Origin of the sequence: Bacillus sp. FSL R5-0397 (assembly GCF_038593395.1) — a bacterium.
Classification (GTDB): domain Bacteria; phylum Bacillota; class Bacilli; order Bacillales; family Bacillaceae; genus Bacillus; species Bacillus altitudinis.
The window spans coordinates 1,269,516-1,294,497 of record NZ_CP151992.1 but is presented as its reverse complement, the minus strand read 5'-3'; the positions used below and the strand labels follow the sequence as shown (position 1 = coordinate 1,294,497).

The 24,982-nt window shown below is 39.7% G+C and carries 25 protein-coding genes, 1 pseudogene and 3 riboswitches; of the genes and pseudogenes, 7 read left to right on the top strand and 19 right to left on the bottom strand.

Annotation, left to right across the window (positions count from 1 at the left end; all coding sequences use genetic code 11):
• Positions 1–70: 70 nt before the first annotated feature.
• Both NSQ70_RS06520 and htpX read right to left on the bottom strand, forming a co-directional pair.
• Positions 71–1,417, bottom strand: coding sequence for a TrkH family potassium uptake protein (locus NSQ70_RS06520; protein ID WP_007498761.1), 1,347 nt, complete (start codon positions 1,415–1,417; stop codon positions 71–73).
• Between the two features lie 143 nt (positions 1,418–1,560).
• Positions 1,561–2,460 (bottom strand): protease HtpX, encoded by a 900-nt coding sequence (gene htpX, locus NSQ70_RS06515; RefSeq protein ID WP_008346130.1) that lies wholly within the window; start codon positions 2,458–2,460, stop codon positions 1,561–1,563.
• 279 nt (positions 2,461–2,739) lie between these two features.
• Between htpX and NSQ70_RS06510 the strand changes: the two genes are divergently transcribed.
• On the top strand, positions 2,740–3,456 hold the full coding sequence (locus NSQ70_RS06510; RefSeq protein ID WP_024719639.1) for a DUF1836 domain-containing protein: 717 nt from the start codon (positions 2,740–2,742) through the stop codon (positions 3,454–3,456).
• Between the two features lie 124 nt (positions 3,457–3,580).
• Complete coding sequence (locus NSQ70_RS06505) at positions 3,581–3,775, top strand: alpha/beta-type small acid-soluble spore protein (protein WP_008346135.1); 195 nt, start codon at positions 3,581–3,583, stop codon at positions 3,773–3,775.
• A gap of 39 nt (positions 3,776–3,814) precedes the next feature.
• Here NSQ70_RS06505 and NSQ70_RS06500 read toward each other — a convergent pair whose 3' ends face one another.
• The 4 genes and pseudogenes from NSQ70_RS06500 to NSQ70_RS06485 form a co-directional block, all read right to left on the bottom strand.
• Positions 3,815–5,008, bottom strand: a complete 1,194-nt coding sequence (locus NSQ70_RS06500) for an anti-sigma factor domain-containing protein (protein WP_159159576.1) — start codon at positions 5,006–5,008, stop codon at positions 3,815–3,817.
• Positions 5,005–5,760 carry an RNA polymerase sigma factor SigI gene (gene sigI, locus NSQ70_RS06495; RefSeq protein ID WP_008346139.1) on the bottom strand — a complete coding sequence of 252 codons (756 nt, stop codon included), beginning with the start codon at positions 5,758–5,760 and terminating at the stop codon, positions 5,005–5,007. Before sigI ends, NSQ70_RS06500 begins: the two co-directional genes overlap by 4 nt.
• Before the next feature lie 214 nt (positions 5,761–5,974).
• Positions 5,975–6,867, bottom strand: a pseudogene (locus NSQ70_RS06490) (TerC family protein).
• A riboswitch (yybP-ykoY riboswitch) is annotated at positions 6,863–6,969 on the bottom strand. (Overlaps the previous pseudogene by 5 nt.)
• A 78-nt stretch (positions 6,970–7,047) precedes the next feature.
• The gene (locus tag NSQ70_RS06485; protein WP_039169164.1) at positions 7,048–7,662 is read right to left on the bottom strand and encodes a DedA family protein; all 615 of its coding nucleotides are present in this window, start codon (positions 7,660–7,662) and stop codon (positions 7,048–7,050) included.
• Between the two features lie 248 nt (positions 7,663–7,910).
• On the opposite strand from NSQ70_RS06485, the gene NSQ70_RS06480 reads away from it, so the two are divergent.
• Positions 7,911–10,334, top strand: coding sequence for an EAL domain-containing protein (locus tag NSQ70_RS06480; RefSeq protein WP_342502513.1), 2,424 nt, complete (start codon positions 7,911–7,913; stop codon positions 10,332–10,334).
• 30 nt (positions 10,335–10,364) lie between these two features.
• Here NSQ70_RS06480 and NSQ70_RS06475 read toward each other — a convergent pair whose 3' ends face one another.
• The 3 genes from NSQ70_RS06475 to NSQ70_RS06465 all read right to left on the bottom strand — a co-directional run bounded on the left by NSQ70_RS06475 (position 10,365) and on the right by NSQ70_RS06465 (position 11,544).
• Positions 10,365–10,829, bottom strand: coding sequence for a MarR family transcriptional regulator (locus NSQ70_RS06475; RefSeq protein ID WP_088004396.1), 465 nt, complete (start codon positions 10,827–10,829; stop codon positions 10,365–10,367).
• A 356-nt stretch (positions 10,830–11,185) separates the two neighbouring features.
• Positions 11,186–11,350, bottom strand: coding sequence for a hypothetical protein (locus tag NSQ70_RS06470; RefSeq protein WP_008346148.1), 165 nt, complete (start codon positions 11,348–11,350; stop codon positions 11,186–11,188).
• A 38-nt stretch (positions 11,351–11,388) separates the two neighbouring features.
• Positions 11,389–11,544 carry a hypothetical protein gene (locus NSQ70_RS06465; RefSeq protein ID WP_008346151.1) on the bottom strand — a complete coding sequence of 52 codons (156 nt, stop codon included), beginning with the start codon at positions 11,542–11,544 and terminating at the stop codon, positions 11,389–11,391.
• Between the two features lie 192 nt (positions 11,545–11,736).
• Here NSQ70_RS06465 and NSQ70_RS06460 point away from each other — a divergent pair, with 192 nt between their 5' ends.
• Positions 11,737–12,066, top strand: coding sequence for a MerR family transcriptional regulator (locus NSQ70_RS06460; protein ID WP_007498778.1), 330 nt, complete (start codon positions 11,737–11,739; stop codon positions 12,064–12,066).
• A 257-nt stretch (positions 12,067–12,323) separates the two neighbouring features.
• Here NSQ70_RS06460 and NSQ70_RS06455 read toward each other — a convergent pair whose 3' ends face one another.
• Positions 12,324–12,686 carry a cupin domain-containing protein gene (locus NSQ70_RS06455; RefSeq protein WP_081105410.1) on the bottom strand — a complete coding sequence of 121 codons (363 nt, stop codon included), beginning with the start codon at positions 12,684–12,686 and terminating at the stop codon, positions 12,324–12,326.
• 208 nt (positions 12,687–12,894) lie between these two features.
• Here NSQ70_RS06455 and NSQ70_RS06450 point away from each other — a divergent pair, with 208 nt between their 5' ends.
• Positions 12,895–13,758: a LysR family transcriptional regulator gene (locus NSQ70_RS06450; protein ID WP_039170301.1), complete on the top strand. Its 864-nt coding sequence runs from the start codon at positions 12,895–12,897 to the stop codon at positions 13,756–13,758.
• A 145-nt stretch (positions 13,759–13,903) separates the two neighbouring features.
• Here NSQ70_RS06450 and NSQ70_RS06445 read toward each other — a convergent pair whose 3' ends face one another.
• The 9 genes from NSQ70_RS06445 to NSQ70_RS06405 form a co-directional block, all read right to left on the bottom strand.
• Complete coding sequence (locus NSQ70_RS06445; protein WP_058337429.1) at positions 13,904–14,302, bottom strand: hypothetical protein; 399 nt, start codon at positions 14,300–14,302, stop codon at positions 13,904–13,906.
• A 101-nt stretch (positions 14,303–14,403) separates the two neighbouring features.
• Positions 14,404–15,762 (bottom strand): magnesium transporter, encoded by a 1,359-nt coding sequence (mgtE, locus tag NSQ70_RS06440; RefSeq protein ID WP_007498785.1) that lies wholly within the window; start codon positions 15,760–15,762, stop codon positions 14,404–14,406.
• A 207-nt stretch (positions 15,763–15,969) separates the two neighbouring features.
• A riboswitch (M-box (ykoK) riboswitch) is annotated at positions 15,970–16,133 on the bottom strand.
• Positions 16,134–16,264: 131 nt separating this feature from the next.
• On the bottom strand, positions 16,265–16,408 hold the full coding sequence (locus NSQ70_RS06435; protein WP_008346168.1) for a hypothetical protein: 144 nt from the start codon (positions 16,406–16,408) through the stop codon (positions 16,265–16,267).
• 174 nt (positions 16,409–16,582) lie between these two features.
• Positions 16,583–17,101: a PepSY domain-containing protein gene (locus NSQ70_RS06430; protein WP_008346169.1), complete on the bottom strand. Its 519-nt coding sequence runs from the start codon at positions 17,099–17,101 to the stop codon at positions 16,583–16,585.
• Positions 17,102–17,194: 93 nt separating this feature from the next.
• Positions 17,195–17,884 (bottom strand): PepSY domain-containing protein, encoded by a 690-nt coding sequence (locus tag NSQ70_RS06425; protein ID WP_047945988.1) that lies wholly within the window; start codon positions 17,882–17,884, stop codon positions 17,195–17,197.
• Between the two features lie 66 nt (positions 17,885–17,950).
• Complete coding sequence (locus tag NSQ70_RS06420; protein ID WP_024719631.1) at positions 17,951–19,300, bottom strand: ATP-binding protein; 1,350 nt, start codon at positions 19,298–19,300, stop codon at positions 17,951–17,953.
• A gap of 3 nt (positions 19,301–19,303) precedes the next feature.
• Positions 19,304–19,990, bottom strand: a complete 687-nt coding sequence (locus NSQ70_RS06415) for a response regulator transcription factor (RefSeq protein WP_019743445.1) — start codon at positions 19,988–19,990, stop codon at positions 19,304–19,306.
• 199 nt (positions 19,991–20,189) lie between these two features.
• Positions 20,190–20,405 (bottom strand): helix-turn-helix transcriptional regulator, encoded by a 216-nt coding sequence (locus NSQ70_RS06410; RefSeq protein ID WP_169476040.1) that lies wholly within the window; start codon positions 20,403–20,405, stop codon positions 20,190–20,192.
• Positions 20,395–20,697, bottom strand: a complete 303-nt coding sequence (locus NSQ70_RS06405; protein ID WP_041092341.1) for a hypothetical protein — start codon at positions 20,695–20,697, stop codon at positions 20,395–20,397. The genes NSQ70_RS06410 and NSQ70_RS06405 overlap by 11 nt, the downstream gene beginning before the upstream one ends.
• A 460-nt stretch (positions 20,698–21,157) precedes the next feature.
• On the opposite strand from NSQ70_RS06405, the gene NSQ70_RS06400 reads away from it, so the two are divergent.
• Together NSQ70_RS06400 and metE are read left to right on the top strand one after the other, a co-directional pair.
• A complete protein-coding gene (locus tag NSQ70_RS06400; RefSeq protein WP_007498796.1) occupies positions 21,158–22,117 on the top strand; it encodes a S8 family peptidase in 960 nt (319 codons plus the stop codon).
• Positions 22,118–22,230: 113 nt separating this feature from the next.
• A riboswitch (cobalamin riboswitch) is annotated at positions 22,231–22,423 on the top strand.
• 155 nt (positions 22,424–22,578) lie between these two features.
• A complete protein-coding gene (gene metE, locus NSQ70_RS06395) occupies positions 22,579–24,867 on the top strand; it encodes a 5-methyltetrahydropteroyltriglutamate--homocysteine S-methyltransferase (RefSeq protein ID WP_047945987.1) in 2,289 nt (762 codons plus the stop codon).
• The last annotated feature ends 115 nt before the right edge of the window (positions 24,868–24,982 follow it).

Sequence of the window (24,982 nt, the reverse complement as noted above, 5' to 3'; positions counted from 1 at the left end):
CGAACATCCTTTGTGATTTAGCCAGTTATATAATGGAAATAAAAAAACCAGCATTCAGTAGGAATGCTGGTTAGCCGATGATCACACGCTCTTTCGGATAATGATAATTCGCTTCACTTTCCCGGCGGCCAATTAAATACAAGAAGCTTGGAATTCCAATCCGTCCTATAAACATGACGACCATAATAATACACTTACCAAATACGGACAAGTCAGACGTAATTCCGAGCGACAGTCCTGTTGTTCCGAAGGCAGAACAAACTTCAAATAAAGTTTCAAGAAGTGTATGATGGTCTGATAAAGTTAACAGAAACGTAGCACCAAACACTAAAATAAAGGCCATCATCGTCACCATGAGGGATTTATTAATATCCGCTTGATGAAGCTCTCTTTTAAAGATTTTAATGGACTTATTCCCTCTCGCAAAATGAAACAAAGCAAGTAAATTAAGGGCAAACGTGGTTGTCCGAATTCCGCCCCCTACCGAGCTTGGAGATGCCCCGATAAACATCAGCAAACATAAAAATAACAGTGTCGGCTCTGTCAATTGCGTAATATCTAATGTCGAAAGCCCGCCACTTCTGGTAGCTGTTGATTGAAACAAAGAATAAAACAAGATTTCATGCCAGCTCTTCCCTAGAAAAGTAAACCGGGCTTCAAGTGCATAAATCCCAATTGCCCCAACGACAACAAGGAGGCCAAACGTGATCGTTGTAATTTTCGTAAACAATGAAAACGATGCATGTTTTCGGTCTTGATTGAATAAATAATCCTTTACTTCGACAAGTACCGGAAAGCCAATAGCGCCAAAAATGATGAGCAGCATCGTGATAAATTGGACGAAATAGTCATCTTTATAAGGAATTAACGAATTCCCAGTAATATCAAAGCCTCCATTGGTTGTGGCACTGATACTAGAGAAAAATCCGTGTAAAAAAGCGCCTTGCACATCGTAATACTTTAGAAAATACATACTTAAAATCAGACCGCCTACAAACTCAATCAGCAAGATTAAATACAAGACCTGCTTCATGAGTTTTACAATTCCTGATAAGTTGCTCTGGTTTTGGTCTGCCATAATTAATTTTCTTTCTTTAATGCCGATCCTTTTTCGCATAACCAGCCAGACGAATGTACCAAGGGTCATAATGCCGATACCGCCGATTTGCAAAACAAATGCAAGGATCCACATCCCGGTCACACTAAATGTTTGTGACGTATCGACAACAGTCAGACCCGTGACACTGACAGCACTCACAGCTGTAAACAGCGCATCAATAAATGTCCATTTGACTCCTTCTTGGTGAGCCACTGGTAGACTGAGTAGAATGAACGACACGGTCACAGCAAGAAAATAATAAAGGGCAATCAACTGAAAAGCCGACAGCCGGTCGATTAGTTTTTTCATTGGATTCATGGTTATTCCTTCTTTTATCTTTCTTTTCGAATACTATATCATTTTAATGAAAAGAAAAAAGATTTTAAAGGTATTTTGTGCTTTATTTACTTTTTCATCAAAAAGAAAAAGACATCCTTACGCAGAATGTCTTTTGATCTTTCTTATTTTGCTTCTAGTCTTCTAATTCTTTCGTTTAAATCAGGGTGTGTTGAGAAAAGAGAAGCTTTTCTTTTACCACTGATTTTCAGTGTAGCAACAGCTGCTTGATCATCATCTTTGATTCTTGATGTATACGCCTCTAGTGAACGAAGCGCATGAATCATTTTATCTTTTCCTGCAAGGTCCGCACCGCCGCGGTCTGCATGGAATTCGCGATGTCTAGAGTAAGCAAATACGACAAGGCTTCCTAAGATAGAGAAAATAATTTGGAAGACGATCACAGCGATAAAGTGAACAATCGGCACAAGCTCTTCACGTGGAACGAAACGGCTTGCGATCCATGCCGCAATTCTTGAAAGGAAGACAACAAACGTGTTGACGATCCCTTGGAGTAACGTCATTGTAACCATGTCACCGTTCGCTACGTGAGCGACTTCGTGAGCGATAACCCCTTCAACTGCTGCATCATCCATTTCATGAAGCAATCCAGTTGATACGGCAACAAGCGATCTTCTTTTAGAAGGGCCTGTCGCAAATGCATTTACTTCAGATGATTGGTAAATACCGACCTCAGGCATTTTAGAAAGGCCTGCTGCTCTTGATAGTCTGTGAACGCGGTCAACAAGCTGCTGCTCATCATATGTTAAAGAATCCTTTTCTGGATTTAACACACGCACACCCATCATCATTTTTGCCATCCAGCGAGACATCGCTAGTGACATAAACGAGCCTACAAAACCAACAACTGCACTGAATACAAGAAGATAAAGGATATTAAGTCTTCCGTCTGCTCCTATATAAGAACCAACACCAGTTGCTGCACTAATAACCGATAGGACAATACCAATCGTAGTGATAACAAGAATGTTCGTTAATATAAACAGAAATATTCTTTTACCCATACATAACCTCCGCTGTCATATTAAGTTCATTTGAACTTATTAATAAAATTATAAAAATAAACGTCTCAAATTGCAAGGAAAAAGGAATCGTTTTCTATGTTTATCATACTGGCTAAAACCTCGTCATTTCAATGATTACGCTACTTGCATCCGCAAACAAGTGAACAAATTGTGACGCATCGGTCCTATTTTAGTTTATTTTGCATTTTCATTAAAAAGAGATTATGATGTTGAATTAGATCAATAATCACGTTTTTGACGTACAAAATGAGGTGGAACATGGTGACTTTTAAATTAACGAGAATTGACATGACGAGACTTCTGTATTCTCTAAAAGGCGAGGGAGATCTGACTCCGCTTCAGCTTTTGAATTTATCTGTAAAAAGCGATAAGGAACATGAATATGATGAATTAAAAATCCCTTCTTTTTTTGAAAAACTCGAACGGCGGAAGCAAAAATCAGAGCACGGGCTTTCAACGAACGAAATCGTTGAGCTTGGCAACTTGTGTGAACTGACTTCTCTTAAATCAACAGCCATTCAAAACTGGATCAAGCGCGATATTAAAGATATGATTGGCCATCCAGAGCTTGGCAAGAAGTACTCCATTGATCAAGTCGTTATTTTATTAATTGTCCGGGATTTAAAATCAGTATTTGATTTTGATGCTATTCGTACGATTTTATCTGCCTTATTTAATACGATCACAGATCGAACGGATGATATTATCAGCCCCATCCGTTTTTATGAAGCATATGCGCACGTCCTTGATTTTATTTATCACCATACACATTTTCCATTAAAGGAAACGAATTTACGAGAAATGACTGAAGAGCAGACGGACAAGCTACACGAAGAGTTTACAGAATTGACGAAGCCGCAATGGCATTTGATTAAAGGCATTATCAGTTCTACCGTTTTCTCCGTTTTCACTTCTCACTTGCAAAGCACAGCGCAAGAAATGATGTTTAATACGCTTCAGCTGAAAAAGGCTTAAAACTGAGCCCGAGGTGACTTTCATCACCTCGGCTTTTTTGTGCAGCAATTGCCAGCATAATTGCAGGCTGTTTTTTTCAAAATAAGAAGGCGCAACAAACATGAGGTGAAAGGAGGAATATGTGATGGCAAATCGAAATCAACTTCTTGTTCCTGGAGTAGAACAAGCTTTAGATCAATTTAAATACGAGATCGCTCAAGAATTTGGCGTGAATCTCGGTTCAGATACAGTCGCACGTTCAAACGGTTCTGTTGGCGGCGAGATGACAAAAAGACTCGTACAGCAGGCGCAATCTCAAATGGGCCATTCAACTAAATAAAGACATGGTGAAATACGCCGGATCTATTCTGGCGTTTTTTTACTGTTCATATGTAGGCTCATCCCGGTTTTCACGGTATGAGGGCGATGTGTTTTTTCCTTTTTGTTTGACGCCATCTCTGTTACGTTCGACGTACGGACGATTCTGACCACTGCCGTTTTTTTTTACATGCTTTTCAGTATCACCACGTGATGTGCCGTTTGGATGTTTTTTTTCATTTGGATCAGTTGAGTGATTTTTTTTTTCCTCTTTGTCTTTTTCAAAAGAGCGATCCTTTTCTTCTTTTCCCTTTTTCTCTTTGTTGTCAAGATTAGGGCTTGTTTGGTGAGGCTTTTGAACAGCTCCTTGCTCTTCCCTCTCAACTTCCTTCTGCTCTTTGTCTTCGCCTTCAGGAGCCTCTTTATCCGGCTGCATCTCATCGCTATCGTCTGTCTTTATGTCTTCTTTTTTGTCTTCGTCTTTTTGATCTTCATCAGCATTTTTCGGCTCTTCTTCTTTGACAGCCTCGTCATCTGCTGGATCTTCATCATCTTTTTTAACGTCCTCTTGTTCGTTGTCTTGCATTTCTTGATTTCTAATATAAGTTCCTGTTGAAATGCCTGCTTTTTGTGCCTTTTCTCTTGTTTCCAGGTCACCTTCCACAGTTTCCAGCTTATAATTGCGCTTTTGATATTCCCCCGAGATGGTGCTGATTTTACTTTTTACGTTTGTTTTGTATGTATGATCCTGCTTGTTTTCATAAACAGTTGAAATATAAATGCTTTTAGAGTGGTTCACGTATCCTTTTTTATCACAATCATCGATGATTTCCTGCACGACTTTGGTCATGTCGTTTTTTTCTAAATCTTTCATACTGGCCAGTACTTGCTTCGCATCTTTATTCAGCGGAGTGACACCGATCACTTGATAGTTGTGATCGAGTTTCAGCTCAAAGCTTGGGTTAATGTCAATCGTCATATATGCATATGCTTTTTGACTTGAGAAAGATGGCATCATAGTGAAGATCACGACAATAATTGCTGCAATTGATAGAATTCCTGCATTTAACGGACGTAAACGAAGCAGGTCAAAAAAACCGGCTCTTTTTCTTTCGAGACGTGATTCATTCGGAAACGTCACTTCTTGACCGATTTCATAGTCTTGCTGTTCATACTTTGTCCGCAGAAATTGTCCATCAGGGGTCAGCAGTGTGACATATTTTTTGTTTTTCTCTACTATAATGCCTCTTCTCATGAATTAAGCACCCCTTTAAGGTAATCTTTCAAATACACATAATCACCTGTCATAATGATCGCCATCGCAATAATATATTTTCTATTTCTCTCAATCGTTTTGCGGCTGACTTCCACTAGCTTTTCCAGCTGTTTGACTGGCAATTGTTTTTTCTGAAATAAAATGGTTCTCAGTTCATCGTGCTTAACGAGTGTATGGGCCACTTTAATGGCATTTTGTCTCGCATCCGCATGCTTTGGTGAATGCTCAAGCAGTTCTTGAAACGTAAGACCATATACTTTCAATCGTTCTTTAAAATGTTCAATCTCTTCTCTTCTATGTTCTTGTTCAATTAAACGCCTATATTCATTTGCAGAAAGCTCTGCTTCAATCATGCTTTGCGAGTATTCGCCATTCTCACTTTCTTGAAGGTCCATTTGAACCGTTGGCGCGTTTCTTGCTTCTTTTCGAATATAGTCGATTACTTTTCTTTTAATAATTAACTCCGCAAATGCAAGGAGTGAGTTGCCTTTTTCGGCAGAGTATTTTTCTATCGCTTCATTAAAGGCAATTAAGCCTACGCTGAATTCATCATCTTTTTCATCAATATATCGTTTACAAACGGATGAAACCGTCTTAGCGACAAATGGTTTGTATTGCTCTATTAATGCATTTTGCAGCTCGGTATCACCCTGTTGGATGTTGATTGCCGACTGCTCTAATGTTTGCTTTTTCTTTCCCTTTTTAAACAAAAGGCTAAGCAATGGTTTCACCTCAGTTCTCCCTATATTACTCATTTATGATAGCTAATTTATGAGGGAAGCGCAAAGGAAGAAATGAGGAATTCATTTCCTGTTACTCAATTGTGACATGTATTTCTTTATCTACTTTACAACGTTTCGTTTAAAAGCAAAGAAATAAGGGGGTATCCCCCCTTTTTTGTAATATACGTGTTATGAAAATGAAATGATATTTCTTTCAAAAAACCTACTCTTCCAGCCGCTTCTCTTGTTTTTCCTCGTTTTGTTGGCCCCCTTTTCTTGATGGACTTGATAAAAACCAACCAAATGCTGCAATTGCGAGAAGGACCGTCCAGAAAATGATTTTCCATAATGTTGAATGAATGAAATGAGAGGACACGACCCCAATAGCTGGATGAGAAAGTGTATAGAGCGTCAGCTTCACGCCAACCCATCCGACAATGACAAATGCTGCTGTTTCTAGGCTTGGTCTCGTTTTAAGCAGTTTCACAAATACAGTCGCCGCAAACCTCATGATCACTAGACCAATGATACCGCCTAATAGAATGACAATAAATTGACCGCCATCAAGCCCACCAATTTGTGGAAGGTTTGTTGCTGGCAGAGTCACAGCTAATGCAACGGCTGCTAAAATAGAATCTACTGCAAATGCAATGTCAGCAAGCTCAACTTTCACGACGGTTGCCCAAAAGCCGCTTTGTTTCATGTTTGTGTCTGCTTCCTTTTTCTTAAATACGTGCGATTTTAAAATATGGTGAATCGAAATATATAGAAGATAAATTGCGCCAATGGCTTGAACTTGCCACACATCTACTAAAAACGAAATAAGAAAAAGAGAACCAAATCGCATGACAAATGCTCCCGCAAGTCCGTAAAACAATGCCTTTTTTCTTTGTTTTTCAGGAAGGTGTTTGACCATCACAGCCATAACCAGCGCATTATCAGCTGCTAAAATCCCTTCTAACCCAATCAATACGAGAAGAACCCACCCGTACTCTAAAATAATTGCTGCATCCATCATCATTCCTCCTTATTTTTTATCTATTGTCCCACAACAGACAAAGGCTTATGAATGCAAAAAAGACCTTTGCCTGTAATGGCAAAGGTCTTGCTAGACATGTGATATGTAAATCATGCCAACAAAGCCGATGGAATGAGATTCCATGTAATGACGACTTTGTTTCCGGTGATAACCGGACGCTACTCCCCTTTGGTGGGATTAAGAATATTTAGATTACTTATATCATAATCAACAGATCCCGGATTGTCAACAGGTGACTTTCCATCTTCACCCGCTGATTAAGCCGTTGGTGTTTCTGTTTTTCTTTTTCTTCGTTTGAGCCACACGTAGACAACAAACAACAAGAGCACACCAATACCAATCGGCAATACATATGGTTCTAAAATGGTTCCAACCTCTTGCCAGTTCTCTCCAAGGACAAATCCTAAATACACGTACACAAATGTAATCGGCGTAATCGCCAAAAACGTATACAGACAAAAAACCCATACATTCATCTTCGCAATCCCGCACGGAATGGAAATAAGGGTTCTGACCCCTGGAATAAACCGGCCGCTAAACGCAACAAATCCGCCATGCTTTTCAAAAAAGGCATCCGACTTATCAAGTGACTCAGGTTTAACAAAGAAATACTTCCCATATTTATTTAAAAAGGGTCTCCCTCCATAACGCCCTAACCAGTACAAGGTCAAGGGGCCTGCCACACCGCCAATAGAACCGGCAGCCACAACACCGATGAAGGCCATGTCCCCTTTTGAAACCCAGTAACCTGCAAGAGGCAACACCACTTCAGCAGGAACAAATTCAATGCATAATGCAAGAAAGATGCCGAAGTACGACAAATTCTTAAAGGCATCAGCTAATGAAATAATAAAATCTTCGATGTTTATCAATCCCTTTCACACATAATCAGTTTGACAGGCTATGCTTGCAAATCGTACCGTGCCACCTATTAAACGAATAAAAAACCAAAAATGATTCACTTTTCTTCGTTTTTTTACATTAAATTTGATTTTACTATAAAAAATGTTCAAAAAAAATGCTGAATGCCCTTTTTAAGTAAAGGAAAAGTGAACACAGGCGCCACTTGATCCGATATATTAAGTATATGTCTGTTTTTAGATACAGGAGGTTTTCTTACATGACACATTTAACAGGAAGCTACAACGGATGGCTTGTCTTTCTGTCAGTCGCTGTCGCCGCTGTCGCCTCCTACTCAGCTCTTCAATTAGCCAGCCGGGTGATCCAGTCGAGCGGCGCAAAGAAAAGAGTATGGTTGATCATTGGTGCGATGATCATGGGGATGGGAATATGGTCAATGCATTTTATTGGCATGATGGCGTTTCATCTACGCTCTGGTATCACATATGAAACTCCCTTACTCATTTTATCGATTTTGGCCTCTTTTATCGGTTCTTTCATTGCTTTTTCAATATGTATTCAGCAGCAACTTTCTACAAGACGACTTTTGATTAGTTCGATCACGATGGGCTCAGCTATTTGCAGCATGCACTACCTCGGATTGGAATCAATGGCGAATGTCACCATCAGCTATGACCCTGTTCTCTTTTTTCTTTCGTTTTTTATTGGTGCGCTCGCTTCATTCTTTTCATTACACCTTTTTTTCCGGCTCCATCGCTCTGAGAAAAGGCGGGAAGATCAGCTGTTAAAAATAGCGGGTGCACTGATGATGGGCGGTGCTATTGCGGGCATGCATTACACTGGCATGGCGTCTTCGACGATGTTTTTTCATTCAGATGGTCAGGTCGCTACGGGTGGTTCTCTTGAAATGTCACCATTTAGCCTGTCCATTTTCATCGGCCTGATGACGCTTATCGTCCAATCACTCATGATTTTCGGCGCCTATATTGATCAACGGATTATGTCACAATCAGATCAGCTAAAAGAAAATGAACAGCGGTTCCAATCACTGATCAAACATAATATAGATGGTATTATCGTGTTATCTGTTGATCGAAAAGTGATATCGGCGAATGACCCAGGCAAACACATTTTGAAAATGTGCAATTCCTGGATTGGTGATGATGTGAGTCAATACGTCATGCCGACTGAGATGTGGGAAGACTTTATTTATCAATCAAAAAAAGCAATTACGCGTGAAGCAGAACTGAAAGCAGCAGATCGTTTTTATTATTATCATGTTACATACATACCCGTACACGTCAACCATACACTTGACAGCATTTATCTCGTTTTAAAGGATTTAACACAGCAGAAGATTGCTGAAAAAGAAATTCATGTGATGGCACATTATGATGCATTAACTGAACTTCCGAACCGTCGTCACGGAATTAATCATTTAAATGATGTATTATCCGCTCAAGAAGAGACAAAAACGTCAACGGTAGTTCTTTTTCTTGATTTAAATCGGTTTAAAATTATTAATGATGCCCTTGGTCATAACATAGGCGATCTGCTGTTGAAAGCCGCCGCAAACAGACTAACTAAATGTTTGCCTGACAATGGCTTTATTGCAAGAATTGGCGGGGATGAATTTTTAATGATCTTTCCTCACATGGAGCATAACACACATAAAATTGAACAGCTTTTGAAAAACATCATTCGCCAATTTGAACGTCCTTTTTTCATTCAAAACCATCAGCTCATTACATCCATTAGTATTGGAATCGCCATCTCTCCGCAAAACGGAAAGAATGGTATGGAATTGATGAGAAAAGCAGATATGGCCATGTATTTATCAAAGAAACATAAACAAAGCCGCTATGAATTCTTTACTGAATCTATGGAGAGATTGAGTGAGGACAGACTCAATCGCGAACTGGAGCTACGAGATGCCATTCAAAGAAAGCAGTTTGTGCTTCATTATCAGCCGCAAATCAGCGCCAAAACAAGACAGATGACAGGTGTTGAAGCCCTTTTAAGAATGAAAGCACCAGACGGTTCTCTAAAATCACCAGAGGCTTTCATTGAACTTGCTGAAGAATCGGGCCTGATTATCGATATTGGAAGGTGGGTCATTGACACAGCATGTAAGCAGGCAAAATTGTGGTATGACAAGCAATTGAAAATCCCTGTAGCGGTCAATTTATCTGCTAAGCAGTTTAACTCTGAAGACTTAATTGATTTGATCAAGCTAACGCTAAAAAAATACGACCTTCAACCATCACTTCTTGAGCTTGAAGTGACAGAAAGCATGACAATGGACAACATCAAGCAGTCAAAACAAGTACTGACATCTCTAAAACAACTTGGCGTCCGTATTAGTATTGATGATTTTGGTACAGGCCACAGCTCTTTGAGCTATTTGAAGGATTTGCCGATTCACCGGCTGAAAATTGATAAATCATTTATCGAGGATATTTTGAGCGATTCAAAGTCTGAGCAAATCACAGGGGCTATTATTGCAATGGGGCACCAGCTATCTCTAGAAGTCATTGCTGAAGGTGTTGAAACTTTTGCACAAGCGCAACTTTTATCTGCGCAGGGCTGTGACGATCTACAAGGCTTTTATTATGCCAAGCCACTTCCAGCTAGTGATATTGAAAAATTTATCGCCTATCCTGCTCATCAGCTGGATACATAAAAAAGGTGCCAACCATGGCACCTTTTCGTTTTATCTAAATAACAAATGCTGACTGTGAATACCTGCTTTTTTCAGCAGACTAATTAATTGCTCCTGTTCTTCACGCGAAAGACCAGAAAACGCCCGCGCAATTCGAAGAGAATGGATTGGATAAATTTTATCCAAATAACTGCGCCCTTTATCTGTTAAATGGGCATAAACTGACCGCTTATCCTTTGGGTCCTGTTCTCTTTCAATGAAACCATTTCGTTCTAACTTGTCAATTACGTACGTAACATTCCCGCTGACAAGCAGGAGTCTTGAGCCGATTTGCTGAAGTTTTTGAGCACCTCTCGTATACAGTAATTCGAGAACGGCAAATTCAGTTGGATTGAATCCATGCTCCTTGCTGTCTCTAATACTGTGTTCGGAAACGCTTTTAAATGCCCTTGCAAAAACTTTGTAAAGCGTCATTGAACGTTCTACTTCTTCTTCATTAAACGATAGTCTCATCACATATCTACCTCTTATAATATTTTTTTAACTTCAAGGCTTTCTTGCGGTGCAGTTGGAGCCTTTCGTAAAAAATAGAAGTACGTTTTTGAAAACCCTTTCAACCACATAAGTGACTCCATTCGTGTTATGTATAAGATTTCGATATAAACTTTTAAAATCCTTCTTATTTTTCACAATCATCTCGAAAAAAAGCTTTTCCAGCAAACCATCATGTTACGACAAATTTTAACATAATCTGTAAAGGCTCTATATTTTCTTACATTTGATTCGTCAAATTTCTACAAAATCCAATATTGCTATAATATTAAACACAAAAAAAAGAACCCTTCATGTGACAACGCACATGATAAGGGATGTTAAAGATAGCGATCTGTTTTGTTGAAAAAGAAATGATACTCTTTTTTTAAGTCACTAATTGTCATGTTCTTGGTCATATCAGGGCTATACACTCCAAGTGAGCAAAGCTGCTTCGTATAATAATGTCTTTCTTTCGCTAAAGCTTCTTTTAATATACGCCGCATGACATCTCCCCTCCTATCAATGGATATGGATCGGGTGCTTATGAGGACTTTTTATACAAATCATTTTGTACGGCTCTAAGAAGAGCATGTGCATTCTGACCCGCAGCCTGCATGAACTGCTCCAGCAGTTCATCCCTCTTCACATCTAATGCGATGATTTCTTTTGCCATACGGATGATCTGTGTTTTCTCCATCAAGTGCACCTCCTCCTTATTTTTTCTTTTTCTTATCATATGTTCACGTGATATGATTTGCACTTTATATGTTAATTTTCCTTCCATTGTTTTTCGATTTTTTCATTTTTGTGTTATATTATCTAACAAACGTTAGGTTTTTTTACTGACTGTTGGATATAATATGAAGAAAAGACTTGCAGGGGTGAGGATATGACGCAGGAAGATGTATCTTATAAAGATAAAAAAGTCATTTCAATTGGGATTGTCAGTGAATTAACAGGACTTTCCGTCAGGCAAATCCGATATTATGAGGAACGTAAACTCATCTACCCCCAGCGCTCAACAAGAGGCACACGGAAATATTCTTTTTCTGATGTAGAACGTTTAATGGATATCGCCAATAAACGGGAAGATGGTGTGCAGACAGCGGAAATTTTAAAAGACATGAAGAAAAAAGAACAGGCATTAAAAAGCGGACAATATAAGAAAAAAATGCTGGAAGGACAGATCAACGCGCACTTCCGGTACAAGAATCGATGAACTAAATAACAATCGCTTACTCGGCAAAATAGACTTAGCATCTGACGACCTGTTTATGAAACGATGAAAGCACGAACTGACCCAAAGACCGATTCTTGCTGAAGAGTCTATTTCAGGTAGCGAAAGGAAATGCGTTACAGCTCATCTTGAATCATTGAAGCAACAAAACGAGGCAGCAATTGCAGCCTCGTTATTAGCTAAAACAACCATTCAACTATTTATCACCTAAGATACTTGATCTTTAACAATTTAGTTTTTCAAATTTGTTCAGGAATCGAAACAGTTCGCTCATTGAGCACATTCCCCGTGTTTAGCGTCGTTTTGGGTTCTATTAAGAGCAAGTGAACTTCTTCTTCAGCAATTGGCTGATGTTCAACTCCTTTTGGAATCACAAGAAATTCTCCTTCATGAAGCGTTATTTCCCTATCCCTAAAACGGATGACTAGATTGCCTTTCCACACAAAGAACATTTCATCCTCATCATCATGGTGATGCCAAATGAATTCACCCTTCATTTTCACCATTTTCATGTATGAGTCGTTCAACTCTCCACCTATTCTAGGATTCCAATAATCATTTATTTGCGAAAATTTTTCTTCGATATTTACCTTTGAAATCAATCGATTCCCCTCCTTATTAAATGGAAACGTCTGTTTTAGTTGCCACAGCTAAAAAATTCTCATTTTCTCCTCTCGATCTGATAAAAGGGACACCGCAATGAGCATCAACCTCTTCTATCATTTAGTTTACATACTTCTTTGGATCACGTAAAATCAAAAAATAGCATATAGATCATCACGATTTGTGATGCAAAAAAGGAGAGTTAGTTTGGATATTAAATCTTTGGAAGTATTTAAAGCCGTTGCCATTGAACAAAGCATCACAAAAGCTGCTCAAAAATTAAATTATGTGCAGTCCAATGTCACCGCAAGAATCCAACGTCTTGAACAAGAGTTAGGTGTACCTCTTCTCTATCGATATCATAAGAAAATATCTTTAACGCCTGCAGGACGTGAACTGCTGCCCTATGTAAATAAATTACTATACGATTACGAAGAAGCGATAGAAGCAGTAAAGCTTTCCTCTACTCCGCGGGGATCTTTACACATTGGATCTATAGAGTCCACCGCATCTACAAGATTGCCCAGCATTTTCACAGAATATCACAAAAAATTTCCACAAGTAGAATTGAGCTTGTATATGGCACCTACAGTCGACCAAGTTAGCGCTATCCTCAACTACAAAGTAGACAGCGCGTTAGTAGATGGGCCAATTCTTCATCCAGAAATCATCGAGTATCCTGTATTGGAAGAATCCCTCGTTCTCATTACAAGCTACTCCACGGAGCAATTCCAGGTAGAATCTATTTTACATGAGCCGTTGCTCTCGTCATTCGCCCATTGTATTTATTTAGGACGATGGCAAAAGTGGCTAGAGAACAACGGCTATCCTCCTATGAAGGTCATGGAATATGGTACGTTAGAGGGCGTCCTTAAATGTGTTGAAAGCGGGCTGGGAGTGACTATATTACCAAAATCTATGGTTGAATCTCGGGGGGAAGGCAAATTTACCTGTCATCCATTACCGGAACCACATCGGATCGTGCCCACTGTGTTGATCAGGCGACGTGATTCGTACATGACCAGTGCTCTGTCACAATTTATGGAGTTAATAGGCATTACGAATATGTGATCTGAGACAAATCATTGTTTTCATTAATAAGATCATGTGTGTTAAAAAAAGAGGATAGATAGAGCGACATTCTTTCAGCTCTTCTATCCTTTTACATTATCTCAACTTATGCCTGATTTATCATAAAGCATATGAACGATACTTTTTATTTAGATGAAGCGTCAGTTCCTTCAATAACCCCTACAAAGTCAATTCGTACGCCGCCTTTTTCAGGATCTTCTTTCACCCGAAAGGCAAGCGCCTTTTTTTCTCCAGTGTTTACATCTTTATAATTTGCATGAAAGACATGGATGCTGGCTTCTTCCAATTGAAAATCTTCATAAGAAAGCGTCTCAATTCCCCATTCCTTTTTCGATTTAAGAATGTCACTTGGGCTTGGGACTGCGCCTTCGACATAGACATTGTCCATTTTTCGTTTATTTCCTTCAGTTATCGCTTCAAGCATATGCTCTGATGCCACAAGTCTTCTGTCTTTCCCCTCGTCTTCTCTTGAACATGCACTTAGCAAAACAATGCACATGAAAATGAATAAAAACTTCTTCATTTTTTTCTCCCACCTTCTCCTTAAAATGTAAAGGATGGAAGCGCTATATGCAATCTTTATTCAAAAAAGACTGTAAAACGTTACATTTTACAGTCTTTTGACTACATCAGTGTATGAAGAAATGCTGTTGCAATTCCAAAATAGATGAGTAAGGATAAAATATCATTCAATGTTGTGATCAGCGGTCCAGATGCAATGGCTGGGTCGACGTTTAATCTGTGTAAAATAATCGGCACGACCGTACCTGCCATTGTCCCAATAATCAGTGTTGCAAGAAGCGAGGAACCAACAACAAAACCTAAAATCATATTGCCCTGCCATACCATGGCAACGACCGTAATAATGATTGAACAAACAATCCCAATATAAATACTTGTTCTCAGCTCTCTGAAAATCAAGCGCATAATGGTTTTTTTCGTTAATTCCTCTTTTGACAATCCTCTAATGACAACCGCTAGAGACTGTGTCCCTGTATTCCCTGTCATACCTGCAATCATCGGCATGAAGAATGCTAAAGCAACGACTTGCTGCAAGGTATCTTCAAAATAATTTAAGATACTGCCTGAAATCAGCCCAATGAATAGAAGCAAAATGAGCCATGGAAGACGGCGGTATGCCGCCACAAATGCCGGTGTGTCGAACGTGATATCTTTACCAGAGGCAGCAAACTTTTCATAGTCTTCTCCTGCCTCTTGAATCACAACATCAATGATATCATCGACTGTCACAATTCCGACTAAGACATTGTTCTCTTCTACAACAGGGATGGCAAGGAAATCATATCGCTCAATGAGTTTTGCGATTTCTTCCTGGTCTTGAAAGGCACCAACGGCAATGACTCTTGTAAACATAAGATCCTGCACTTTTTCATCCGGTTCACCTAAAATAAGATCCCTGTATGAGAGTACCCCTACAAGCTGTTTTTGATCATTTATGACATATAAGTAGTTGATCGATTCTGCAATTTCAGCAAAGCTTTTCAGCTTCACCACGGCATCCTGAACCGTATAATGCTGCGGAATCCAAACGTACCGATTGGTCATGATCCGGCCTGCTGTCTCAGCAGGGTAATTCATGAGAAGCTGGACGGCCTTGGATTCCTCTGCTTCCATGTTAGATAAAAGCTGATCCTTCAGCTCATCCTCCATCTCATCAAACAAGTTGGCTAGATCATCGTTATCCATTTTGTTTGTGACGAAGGTGGCTTTGTCTTTCCCTACTTTTTCAAGAACAATCTCTTGATATTCCCGCTCCAGTTCACCCATCATTTCCGTCACGTCATCGACTGTTAAAAAGCTGAGAAAGCGGCCGCGGTGTTTTTCTGGAAGCTCCTTGAATAAGTAGGCCATATCATAAGGCTGAAGTTCTTCCATAATGTTTTTAAATTCTTTACGTTTTCCATCTCTTAGTAAAATAATGATGCGTAAAATGAGTTCATCGTACGTAATGTTCTGTATCATCGCTGTTACCTCCCCAAAATCAGGAGATACCCGAATCCCTTAGATTGTGCGGGGGTCAGGATCTCCTCTATCTGATGCGTCAATCTGATCTTTTGACATACTCTCTATGTGTCTCGAATCGGGATGATCCATCCCCACACCTCCTTTTCTCATAAAAAAGCACCTTCAACCGAATGAAGGCGCTTTTTAAGCATGACAAATAAACACTTGCTCCTTCAATCGTAGAGCTTTAGCACTGTATGGCATAGGATTCATCCAGCTGCATTAAAAATCACCTTATGTCGATGATTCCTGTTGACCCATTGGCGTCTTTGGACATTTTTGGGCAGCAGCGTATCTCCATACAGGAGCCTCACCTAACGAAGTCTCATATTGTTGACACACTGAGATTACAGAAAAAGCGCAATGATGTCAATAAGCAAGATGCCAAGTTTTCTGATGTATTCGCTTACTTTTCAAAAAAAGAGCGATAGACAAGTTGACCATCGCCCTTTCATGTCTTCTATTCCTCTTCCGGCTGATTCATATCCTCTTGGGAGAGGAGATGAAAAGAATCATGCAAAAACAAAGCATATCCTTCTCCATCAGGATGGGGAACATATTCCGCACGATCCATCGTCTGTTCTTCTTCTTTTTTCTTCATCATATTCTCTCGCCTCCTTTTCAGTAGTTTGTCCCAATGAAAAAACCTTACACATAAAAGTGTAAGGTTCAGCGTGTGCGTGCTGGTGCTCACGAATGTCAAATTCGCCCCGCGCCAGTACTCGTCCTTCCTAGGGCTGCAAAGGTTTTCTATCACGCTCAAAGGTTCATTTATAGCTTAATCGTCCCATTCTTGCTTGAGGATTTTGCCTGTTTTAGCGGAAATCTCAAAATCAACTTCTTCACCGCTTGGTGTCGTAATTTCAATTTCATACAAGTACACACCATTTTCTTTATCTAATTCTGAATCTGTGACTGTTCCTTTTACTTTTGCAAGGGCAATTTGTTCAGCCTGTTTTTTGGTGATTTTTACATTTTGTTTCTTTTCTTTGACTGGATCATTGAGCGCTTTGCCTGTTTTGGCATCGACATATACTTTATATTCAAAGCCGCCTTTTTTAATCTCGACCTCATATACCCATTTTCCTTTTTTACGCTCAAGATCTACATCATCTACATAGCCTTTCACAACTTTTAATGCTGCTTTTTCAGCCTGTTTCTTTGAGACAAATGAAGATTTCTTTTGCACCACTTGTTCGGCATTTGCCGTTTGATTTGTATTTTGCGCTTGAAGGGTGAAACCACCTGCGACAAGGGCTCCTGTGAATGCTGTAGCTACTAGTACTTTTTTTATCATGTTTAACTCCTCCTCTGTTTGATTTCTCCTTTATCTTAAAAAAACAAGATGATAAAGGAAGGAAAGGAACATGAGAAAATCATGAGAAAATGATTAGTTTTCGTACGTAATGCCTTCAATATCTCCTGTATAGGCATTCACTAATACCTCTGCCTCTCTTCCATCCGGCAAATCGAGCTCTACCTCAAACACGAGCATTCCGCTAAAAGTTTCAAGATCTGCATCATCCACTGTGCCGCCCACTTCTTTTACGGCAATCTGAATGGCTTCTTCTACCGTTATTTTTGTCAGCTTCTTTTCTTTAGAGGTTGGCTGTTTCTTTTCTGCTTCAATCACCTTGAACGTGTCTTTCTCAACATCCACTTGATACAGTTCTTTTTTTGATTGAATCGTAAAGATAAAGCGATCCGATTTTTCTTTCTTTTGAATCACGGTACCCTTCACTTTTTTCACTGCCACTTCTTCTGCTTGGAGTTCGGCATTTTTCTCATTTGGTTTTTGATAGCTCTTTAACTGTTTCATCTCTTTCATTTGACCGCTTGAGGAAGATGCAATGATTTGATAGATGCCATTTGAATTTTCAAGCGTCAATGTATAGTCCTGTTTATGATTGATCAGATCAATATTTGTGATGTTTCCATTGTAGTCTTTTGCGATGATTTTTTTAATGTCTGCTTCGCTTAATATTTTTTGGTCAATGGTTTGAATCATAAGCATTGCAAAGGCCACAAGAATGAAAAGACATCCTGCGAGCGTAAGCAGCATTTTCATTTTTTTAGACATGCAGCGCCTCCTTCCTATTTCCTATTTTATAAGGAGGAAATGAGAAATTGATGAGAAAAGACCTACTTATTTCTGAAAAAGAATGGTCATCACGGTTCCTTCACCGATACGGCTGTCTACCTTTAGCTCAGCCCCATGCTCTTCAGCAATTTGCTTCGCAATTGACAGGCCAAGCCCAGTTCCGCCCGTCTCACTGTTTCTCGCTTCATCCACACGGAAAAAGCGGTCAAAGATTTTCGGCAGATCCTCTTCTTTTATGCCAATTCCTTTGTCAACAACCGAAATAAACGGTTTCTCTCCTGCTCGTCCGCAGTTCACATCAACTGGCTCTGCACTATATTTAACCGCATTATCAATCAAGATGGTCAAAAGCTGTTTGATCTTCTCTTCGTCCCCTTCAGCAATCACAGGCTGATCTGTTTGTACATGAGTAAGGATGGTTCGATTGGTTGCCACTTCAAGTGTATGACCAACTTGGCTGCACAAATGACCAAGATCAACCGGCTTCATGTCCAAGTAAAGCGGCTGCCCATTTTTCGCCAGTGTGAGTAGTTGATCTGTCAGCCTTTTCATTTTTTTTGCCTCATCATGAATGGCTTGAGAGGATTCTTCTACGACCTCTGGCCGGCTTTGCCCCCAGCGTTTTAGTAAATTGCTGTAGCTCATGATGACGGTAATGGGTGTTTTCAATTCATGAGAAGCATCGTGTAAAAATTGCTGCTCTTTCTCATAATGTTTCTCGAGAATTTCGGCCATTTCATTAAAGGTTTGACCCATTTGATACAGTTCATCCTTTGAATCGCCTGTTAATTCAATTCGTTTAAATGCCTTTTCTCTCATACTTGCTTTCATCGTATTGGTCATTCGACTAATTGGGCGGACAATTTGTTTCGTTAAAATGTGGCCTGCAAAATAAGAAAGCACAATAAACAAAACGCCAGTAGCGATTAAAATCATTTTTAATAACGCCAAGTTCTCTTCTGTATTTTCAATTTCTTCATATACTTGCAGCGACACAATGTCCCCATTTGTCCAAATGACAGGGATAGCCGCGAACGCAATCATATGCTTATTGTATTCTTGAATTTCTGCTGTCTGACCAGATTCGTATGTAAAAGGAAGTGAGCTAAACGTAGATTCCTTCGTGACGGTCAGCTTTGATTCACCTTTCTCTGTGACGACACGGATCATACCATTTTGAGGCAGATACGCTTTCAGAAGCTCTGAAGATGGAAGGCCCTCTTCTTCTGACTTCTTTAGTGCAATAGCAATATTTTCAGCTACTTCCGACAGTCTGGACATATCTTTTTGCGTCAAGGTCATCGAAAAAATAAAATAAATCGCTGTATGAAACAGCAGCACCATTAAAAACAAGGACAACGATGTATAAAGCTGGATCTTATTTTTTAATCTCATGCTTTATCCTTTCATCACATAACCCACACCTCTCACTGTGTGAATCAATTGTTTTTCAAACGGGTAATCGATTTTTTTTCTTAAATAGCGAATATAGACATCAACCACGTTTGTGTCACCAAAATAATCAAAACCCCAAACAGCTGTTAAAAGCTGATCTCTTGTGAGCACTTGCTGCTGATGTTTCAATAAATGAACAAGCAAGTCATATTCTCTCGGTGTCAGCTCAAGCGTCTGATCGCCTCTTTGAATTTCTCTTGTTTTCTCATTCACCGTTAAATCTGCAATACTTAGCTCAATTTCCTTTTCCTCTTGCGCATTGTGATTGAACCTCAGCTGTGCACGAATTCGCGCTAATAATTCTTCTATATCAAAGGGTTTTGTAATATAATCGTTTGCCCCAAGATCAAGACCGCTGACCTTATCGGGAACACTTCCTCTTGCGGTAATCAAAATGATCGGTGTTGCCGTATTTGTCTTTCGAACCCTTCTAAGCACTTCAAGTCCGCTTAATTCTGGAAGCATGACATCTAGAAGCACTAAATCAAAACTCTCCTCTTCGAGCGCCTGGAGTCCTTTCATCCCTGTATCTTGGACTGTGACCTCATATCCTTCATATTCAAGTTCTAATGACAGCACTCTTGCAATTTTCTTTTCATCTTCTACCACGAGTATCTTCCCTTTGTTCATCTCTATCTCTCCTATCTGAAAGGCAAGCTTGTCTTTCCATTATTATATGTTGCCTTTCTCCATTGGAACAGTCACAATCTTCATATCTTATTTTTCATGAATGAGGAATTGTTATGTAATATGGTTGATTTTTATTTTCAGCTGATCCTTTCACATTACACAAATCAACAAAAAAAGCCTCTTTTCTGAGGCTGGTCCCTTACTTCTTTTTAGGTTGACTGACAAAAAGCTCATCTACAGTCGTATTCAAAACAGAGGCGATGTCAAAGGCTAATTGTAAAGTGGGGTCGTACTTATCGTTTTCAATGGCATTGATGGTTTGTCTCGAGACCTTACATCGTTTAGCAAGTTCTTCTTGGGATAATTTAATGGATTTCCTTAGTTCTCTTATATGATTTTGCAATTTAATCACCATATTTTTTTCTGTATATGAGTAATGTAACTAAATATATGACCGAAATCACAGTTAGGAACATGATGGGAGAAATCCCAAACCCCTTATCAGAATTGTTCCCTTGGGTCGTTAAAAATATAGACTCTGCGACTTCTAATAAAAGCATACCAATGACCACCATAAATGCATACGATTGAGCTTTTGAGTAGATAAATCTCTTTCTTTCATCACCCTTTTGAATCATGGGCGCGATAAAAATGAACAGTCCGACCACTAATAAGATGACTGAATACACAACTTTGACAACATCCAACGGTTAGTCCCCTCCCAATCAAAATGTCAAATACTTTTTACATTTCAATCATATCATCCGCTTAAAAAATGTCAAATACTTTTTACATTTTATATTCCTTCGATCATTATAATGAAAAAACAATTATCTGCACATGCCATGTACCTTTTTCTTTTCTGTCATCCTATATCTCTTTATATGATTGTTTTTTCGATCTGCCTTTTTTAGTTCTTTTCACCCATTTTCATCTGTACAGGTGCAAGCTCACTATGCAACATTTCATTCTTTTTCATATGATACTAAGAGTTTTCCTCAAAAGGTGACTTCTTTCGGCAAGATATGAGGAGAACTGCACAATAAATAATTATTTGATTATTTGAAAAATTATTACAATTGACCCTTTCCGATCAAACATTTGTTTTATACAATAACATTACGCAACCTGAATCTACTTTGAAAACAAAATAAGGAGGGCTTTCTTATGAAAGGTGAAATTCGCTTAATTCCGTATGAAGTAAAAGCCAATGTGATGGAAGCGAAAGAGACGCCGGAAAGTATTCAGGAGATTAAAGCACCCGAACTTTGGTCAAGTGGCTTCAAAGGAAAAGGCATAACCATTGCTGTCCTTGATACAGGTTGCGACACGGAGCATCCCGATTTAAAAGATCAGATTATCGGAGGAAAAAACTTTACCGATGATGACAATGGCGATGCTGAGAATGTAAAAGACTACAACGGGCATGGTACCCATGTATCAGGAACGATTGCAGCAACGGATCAAAATGGCGGCATTTTAGGTGTTGCGCCTGAAGCCAAGCTGTTGATCGTGAAAGTTCTTGGAGGGAAAAATGGCAGCGGGAAATACGAATGGATTATCAATGGCATTAACTATGCGGTTGAACAGAAGGTTGATATTATTTCCATGTCTCTCGGTGGGCCAAGCAATGAACCAGAACTACAAAAGGCCATCCAACATGCGGTAAGCAGCGGTGTGCTTGTTGTCTGCGCAGCAGGAAATGAAGGTGACGGAGACGAGCGTACTGAAGAGTTCTCCTACCCAGCTGCATACAACGAGGTCATTGCCGTCGGCTCTGTCTCTCTTGCAAGAGAATCCTCTGAATTCTCCAATGCGAATAAAGAAATCGACCTCGTCGCTCCAGGTGAAGACATTTTGTCCACTCTCCCTAACCATAAATACGGAAGACTAACAGGCACTTCCATGGCTGCCCCTCATGTGAGCGGTGCACTCGCCATTATTAAAAATGCCGAAGAAGAAGCGTTCCAGCGTAAGCTGACAGAACCTGAGGTATATGCTCAGCTCGTACGGAGAACCCTTCCGCTAAAACAATCGAAAACCCTTGTAGGAAACGGGTTTTTATATTTAACTGCACCAGATGTACTTCTTGAGAAAACATTAGAAGCAGAACTTTTGTCTCTATAGGTACATGTTAGGTCCTGAGAAAAGATAGAATTTTCTCAGGATTTTTTTAATTAAAATTATTCAAAATTTACTTTGACGAAATGAAGTGAACGTTATATAATCGAACACAATAAATTCATAGTTTGAGAGTCGGTAATTCGATCACACGTCGAATTTTAATTGGGAAGACCGGTGAAAATCCGGCGCGGTCCCGCCACTGTAAGTGAGGAGAGCTTTTCGTTAATCATCCACTGTCGTGAAGATGGGAAGGATGAAAAGCTTGCAGATTCACTAGCCAGGATACCAGCCGCTCTATCACATCAAACCCCCTACGGTTGATAGGAGATGTCGGAAAAGCGTTCGTCATTGATACTTACGCCTTCTTTCGCACACACATTTTGTCTTTTTAAACCAGACATTTGCCCTCATCAATCTTGACCATGAGTGTGAGTGTCTTTTTATATTTAGAGGAGGAATTGGAATTGACAATTGTTAAAACAAGTAATCTAGGTTTTCCGCGAATTGGTTTAAACAGAGAATGGAAAAAAGCACTTGAGTCTTATTGGAAAGGTCAAACTGACCGAGAAACCCTCTTAAGCACACTCGATGAACAATTTTTAGCCGCTATTAAAACTCAAATTGATCAACAAATTGACGTTGTTCCTTCTGGGGACTTCACCTTCTACGATCACGTGCTGGATACTGCCGTTATGTTCAATTGGATTCCAGAGCGCTTCCGCAGCTTGAAAGACCCGCTAGATACATACTTTGCGATGGCAAGAGGAACAAAAGATGCTGTCTCAAGTGAAATGACAAAATGGTTTAATACAAACTATCACTACATCGTTCCAGAATACGAAAAAAGCACAGAATTCAAACTCACACATAACAAACCGCTTGAAGCATACGAAAAGGTGAAAAAAGCGTTTGGTGTTGAAACAAAACCTGTCGTTCTTGGTCTTTATACATTTGTTTCTCTTTCTAAAGGCTATGAAGCCAATGAAGTGAAAGAGATTCAGCAACGCCTAGTGCCGCTTTATACTCAGTTGTTAAAAGAGCTTGAAGAAGCCGGTGTAAAATGGGTTCAAATTGATGAGCCTGCTTTAGTCACAGCTTCAAGTGAAGACGTGAAAGCAGTAAAAGCCATCTATCAAACGATTAAAGAAGCTGTACCTGCCTTAAACGTTCTCCTTCAAACATACTTTGACTCAGTAGATGCCTATGAAGAGCTTGTGACGTATCCTGTTGAAGCCATCGGTCTTGATTTTGTCCATGATCAAGGACGAAACCTTGAACAATTGAAAAAACACGGCTTCCCAAAAGATAAAATTTTAGCAGCCGGTATCATCGACGGCAGAAATATTTGGAGATCAGATCTAGGAGAAAGATTATCGTTTATTTCTGAAGTGATTGCTGATGTGCAGCCGAAAGAAGTATGGCTGCAACCTTCAAGCAGCCTGCTACATGTCCCAGTTGCAAAACATCCGAGCGAACAGCTTGAAGAAAAACTATTAAACGGACTTTCTTATGCCACTGAAAAACTGGCTGAATTAACGCTATTAAAAGAAGGCTTATCAAAAGGAGCAGCTGCCATTGATGCAGACATCCATGCAGCAAATGAAGCACTTCTGACGTTAAAAGAATTCGCGAAAGGAACGAATGCGGACCTGACAGCAGAGCGCAACAGCCTTTCATCAAAAGATTTTAAACGTCCAGTTGCTTTTGAAGAACGACTACGCATTCAAAATGAATCTCTCGGACTGCCGCTTCTTCCAACCACAACAATCGGAAGCTTCCCTCAGTCAGCTGAGGTGCGCAGTGCTCGTCAAAAATGGCGCAAAAATGAGTGGACAGATGCAGAGTATGATGAATTTATTAAAAAAGAAACAAAAAGATGGATTGATATTCAAGAAGAGATTGGCCTAGATGTACTCGTTCATGGAGAATTTGAACGTACAGACATGGTTGAATACTTCGGTGAAAAACTCGCTGGATTCGCCTTTACAAAATTCGCTTGGGTTCAATCTTATGGATCACGCTGCGTGAAGCCGCCGATCATTTATGGAGATGTAGAATTTACAGAACCAATGACAGTGAAAGAAACGGTTTACGCTCAAAGCTTAACGGAGAAAAAAGTCAAAGGAATGCTGACAGGGCCTGTCACGATCTTAAACTGGTCTTTCCCAAGAACAGATATCTCTCGTAAAGACATTGCCTTCCAAATCGCTTTTGCTTTACGTAAAGAGGTAGAAGCGTTAGAAGCAGCGGGTATTCAAGTGATTCAAGTGGATGAACCTGCGCTAAGAGAAGGTCTTCCTTTAAAAGAGAGTGATTGGGCAGCATACTTAAACTGGGCAGCAGAGTCATTCCGTCTATCGACATCGTCTGTTCAAAATGAAACGCAAATTCATACACATATGTGCTACAGCAACTTCGAGGATATTGTTGATACGATTGAAGACCTTGATGCAGACGTGATTACGATTGAGCATTCACGCAGTCATGGCGGGTTCCTCGATTATTTAGAAAAACACCCGTATTTGAAAGGCCTTGGACTTGGGGTATATGACATTCACAGCCCGCGCGTTCCATCTGTTGAAGAAATGAGTAAAATCATTGATGATGCACTGAACGTATGTCCGACAGATCGCTTCTGGGTCAACCCTGACTGTGGACTGAAAACAAGACAAGAACCTGAAACCATTGCTGCTTTGAAAAACATGGTGACAGCTGCTGAAGTCGCTCGTAAAAAGCTAGCGCAGCACGCATAATGGACTCACTCTTCCCCTGCTGAACATTTGGCAGGGGTTTTTTATCCGTAAATTGTCCTGTTCGATCTCCTCCTACAATGATTCCTTTTCTATCATGATTCGTTTATACTAGAGA

Coding starts and splice junctions, on each gene's coding strand:
- NSQ70_RS06520 (WP_007498761.1), bottom strand. CDS start 1,417: ATGAATCCAATGAAAAAACTAATCGACCGGCTGTCGGCTTTTCAGTTG.
- htpX (WP_008346130.1), bottom strand. CDS start 2,460: ATGGGTAAAAGAATATTTCTGTTTATATTAACGAACATTCTTGTTATC.
- NSQ70_RS06510 (WP_024719639.1), top strand. CDS start 2,740: ATGGTGACTTTTAAATTAACGAGAATTGACATGACGAGACTTCTGTAT.
- NSQ70_RS06505 (WP_008346135.1), top strand. CDS start 3,581: ATGGCAAATCGAAATCAACTTCTTGTTCCTGGAGTAGAACAAGCTTTA.
- NSQ70_RS06500 (WP_159159576.1), bottom strand. CDS start 5,008: ATGAGAAGAGGCATTATAGTAGAGAAAAACAAAAAATATGTCACACTG.
- NSQ70_RS06480 (WP_342502513.1), top strand. CDS start 7,911: ATGACACATTTAACAGGAAGCTACAACGGATGGCTTGTCTTTCTGTCA.
- NSQ70_RS06470 (WP_008346148.1), bottom strand. CDS start 11,350: ATGCGGCGTATATTAAAAGAAGCTTTAGCGAAAGAAAGACATTATTAT.
- NSQ70_RS06465 (WP_008346151.1), bottom strand. CDS start 11,544: ATGGAGAAAACACAGATCATCCGTATGGCAAAAGAAATCATCGCATTA.
- NSQ70_RS06460 (WP_007498778.1), top strand. CDS start 11,737: ATGACGCAGGAAGATGTATCTTATAAAGATAAAAAAGTCATTTCAATT.
- NSQ70_RS06445 (WP_058337429.1), bottom strand. CDS start 14,302: ATGAAGAAGTTTTTATTCATTTTCATGTGCATTGTTTTGCTAAGTGCA.
- mgtE (WP_007498785.1), bottom strand. CDS start 15,762: ATGATACAGAACATTACGTACGATGAACTCATTTTACGCATCATTATT.
- NSQ70_RS06435 (WP_008346168.1), bottom strand. CDS start 16,408: ATGATGAAGAAAAAAGAAGAAGAACAGACGATGGATCGTGCGGAATAT.
- NSQ70_RS06430 (WP_008346169.1), bottom strand. CDS start 17,101: ATGATAAAAAAAGTACTAGTAGCTACAGCATTCACAGGAGCCCTTGTC.
- NSQ70_RS06425 (WP_047945988.1), bottom strand. CDS start 17,884: ATGTCTAAAAAAATGAAAATGCTGCTTACGCTCGCAGGATGTCTTTTC.
- NSQ70_RS06420 (WP_024719631.1), bottom strand. CDS start 19,300: ATGAGATTAAAAAATAAGATCCAGCTTTATACATCGTTGTCCTTGTTT.
- NSQ70_RS06415 (WP_019743445.1), bottom strand. CDS start 19,990: ATGAACAAAGGGAAGATACTCGTGGTAGAAGATGAAAAGAAAATTGCA.
- NSQ70_RS06410 (WP_169476040.1), bottom strand. CDS start 20,405: ATGGTGATTAAATTGCAAAATCATATAAGAGAACTAAGGAAATCCATT.
- NSQ70_RS06400 (WP_007498796.1), top strand. CDS start 21,158: ATGAAAGGTGAAATTCGCTTAATTCCGTATGAAGTAAAAGCCAATGTG.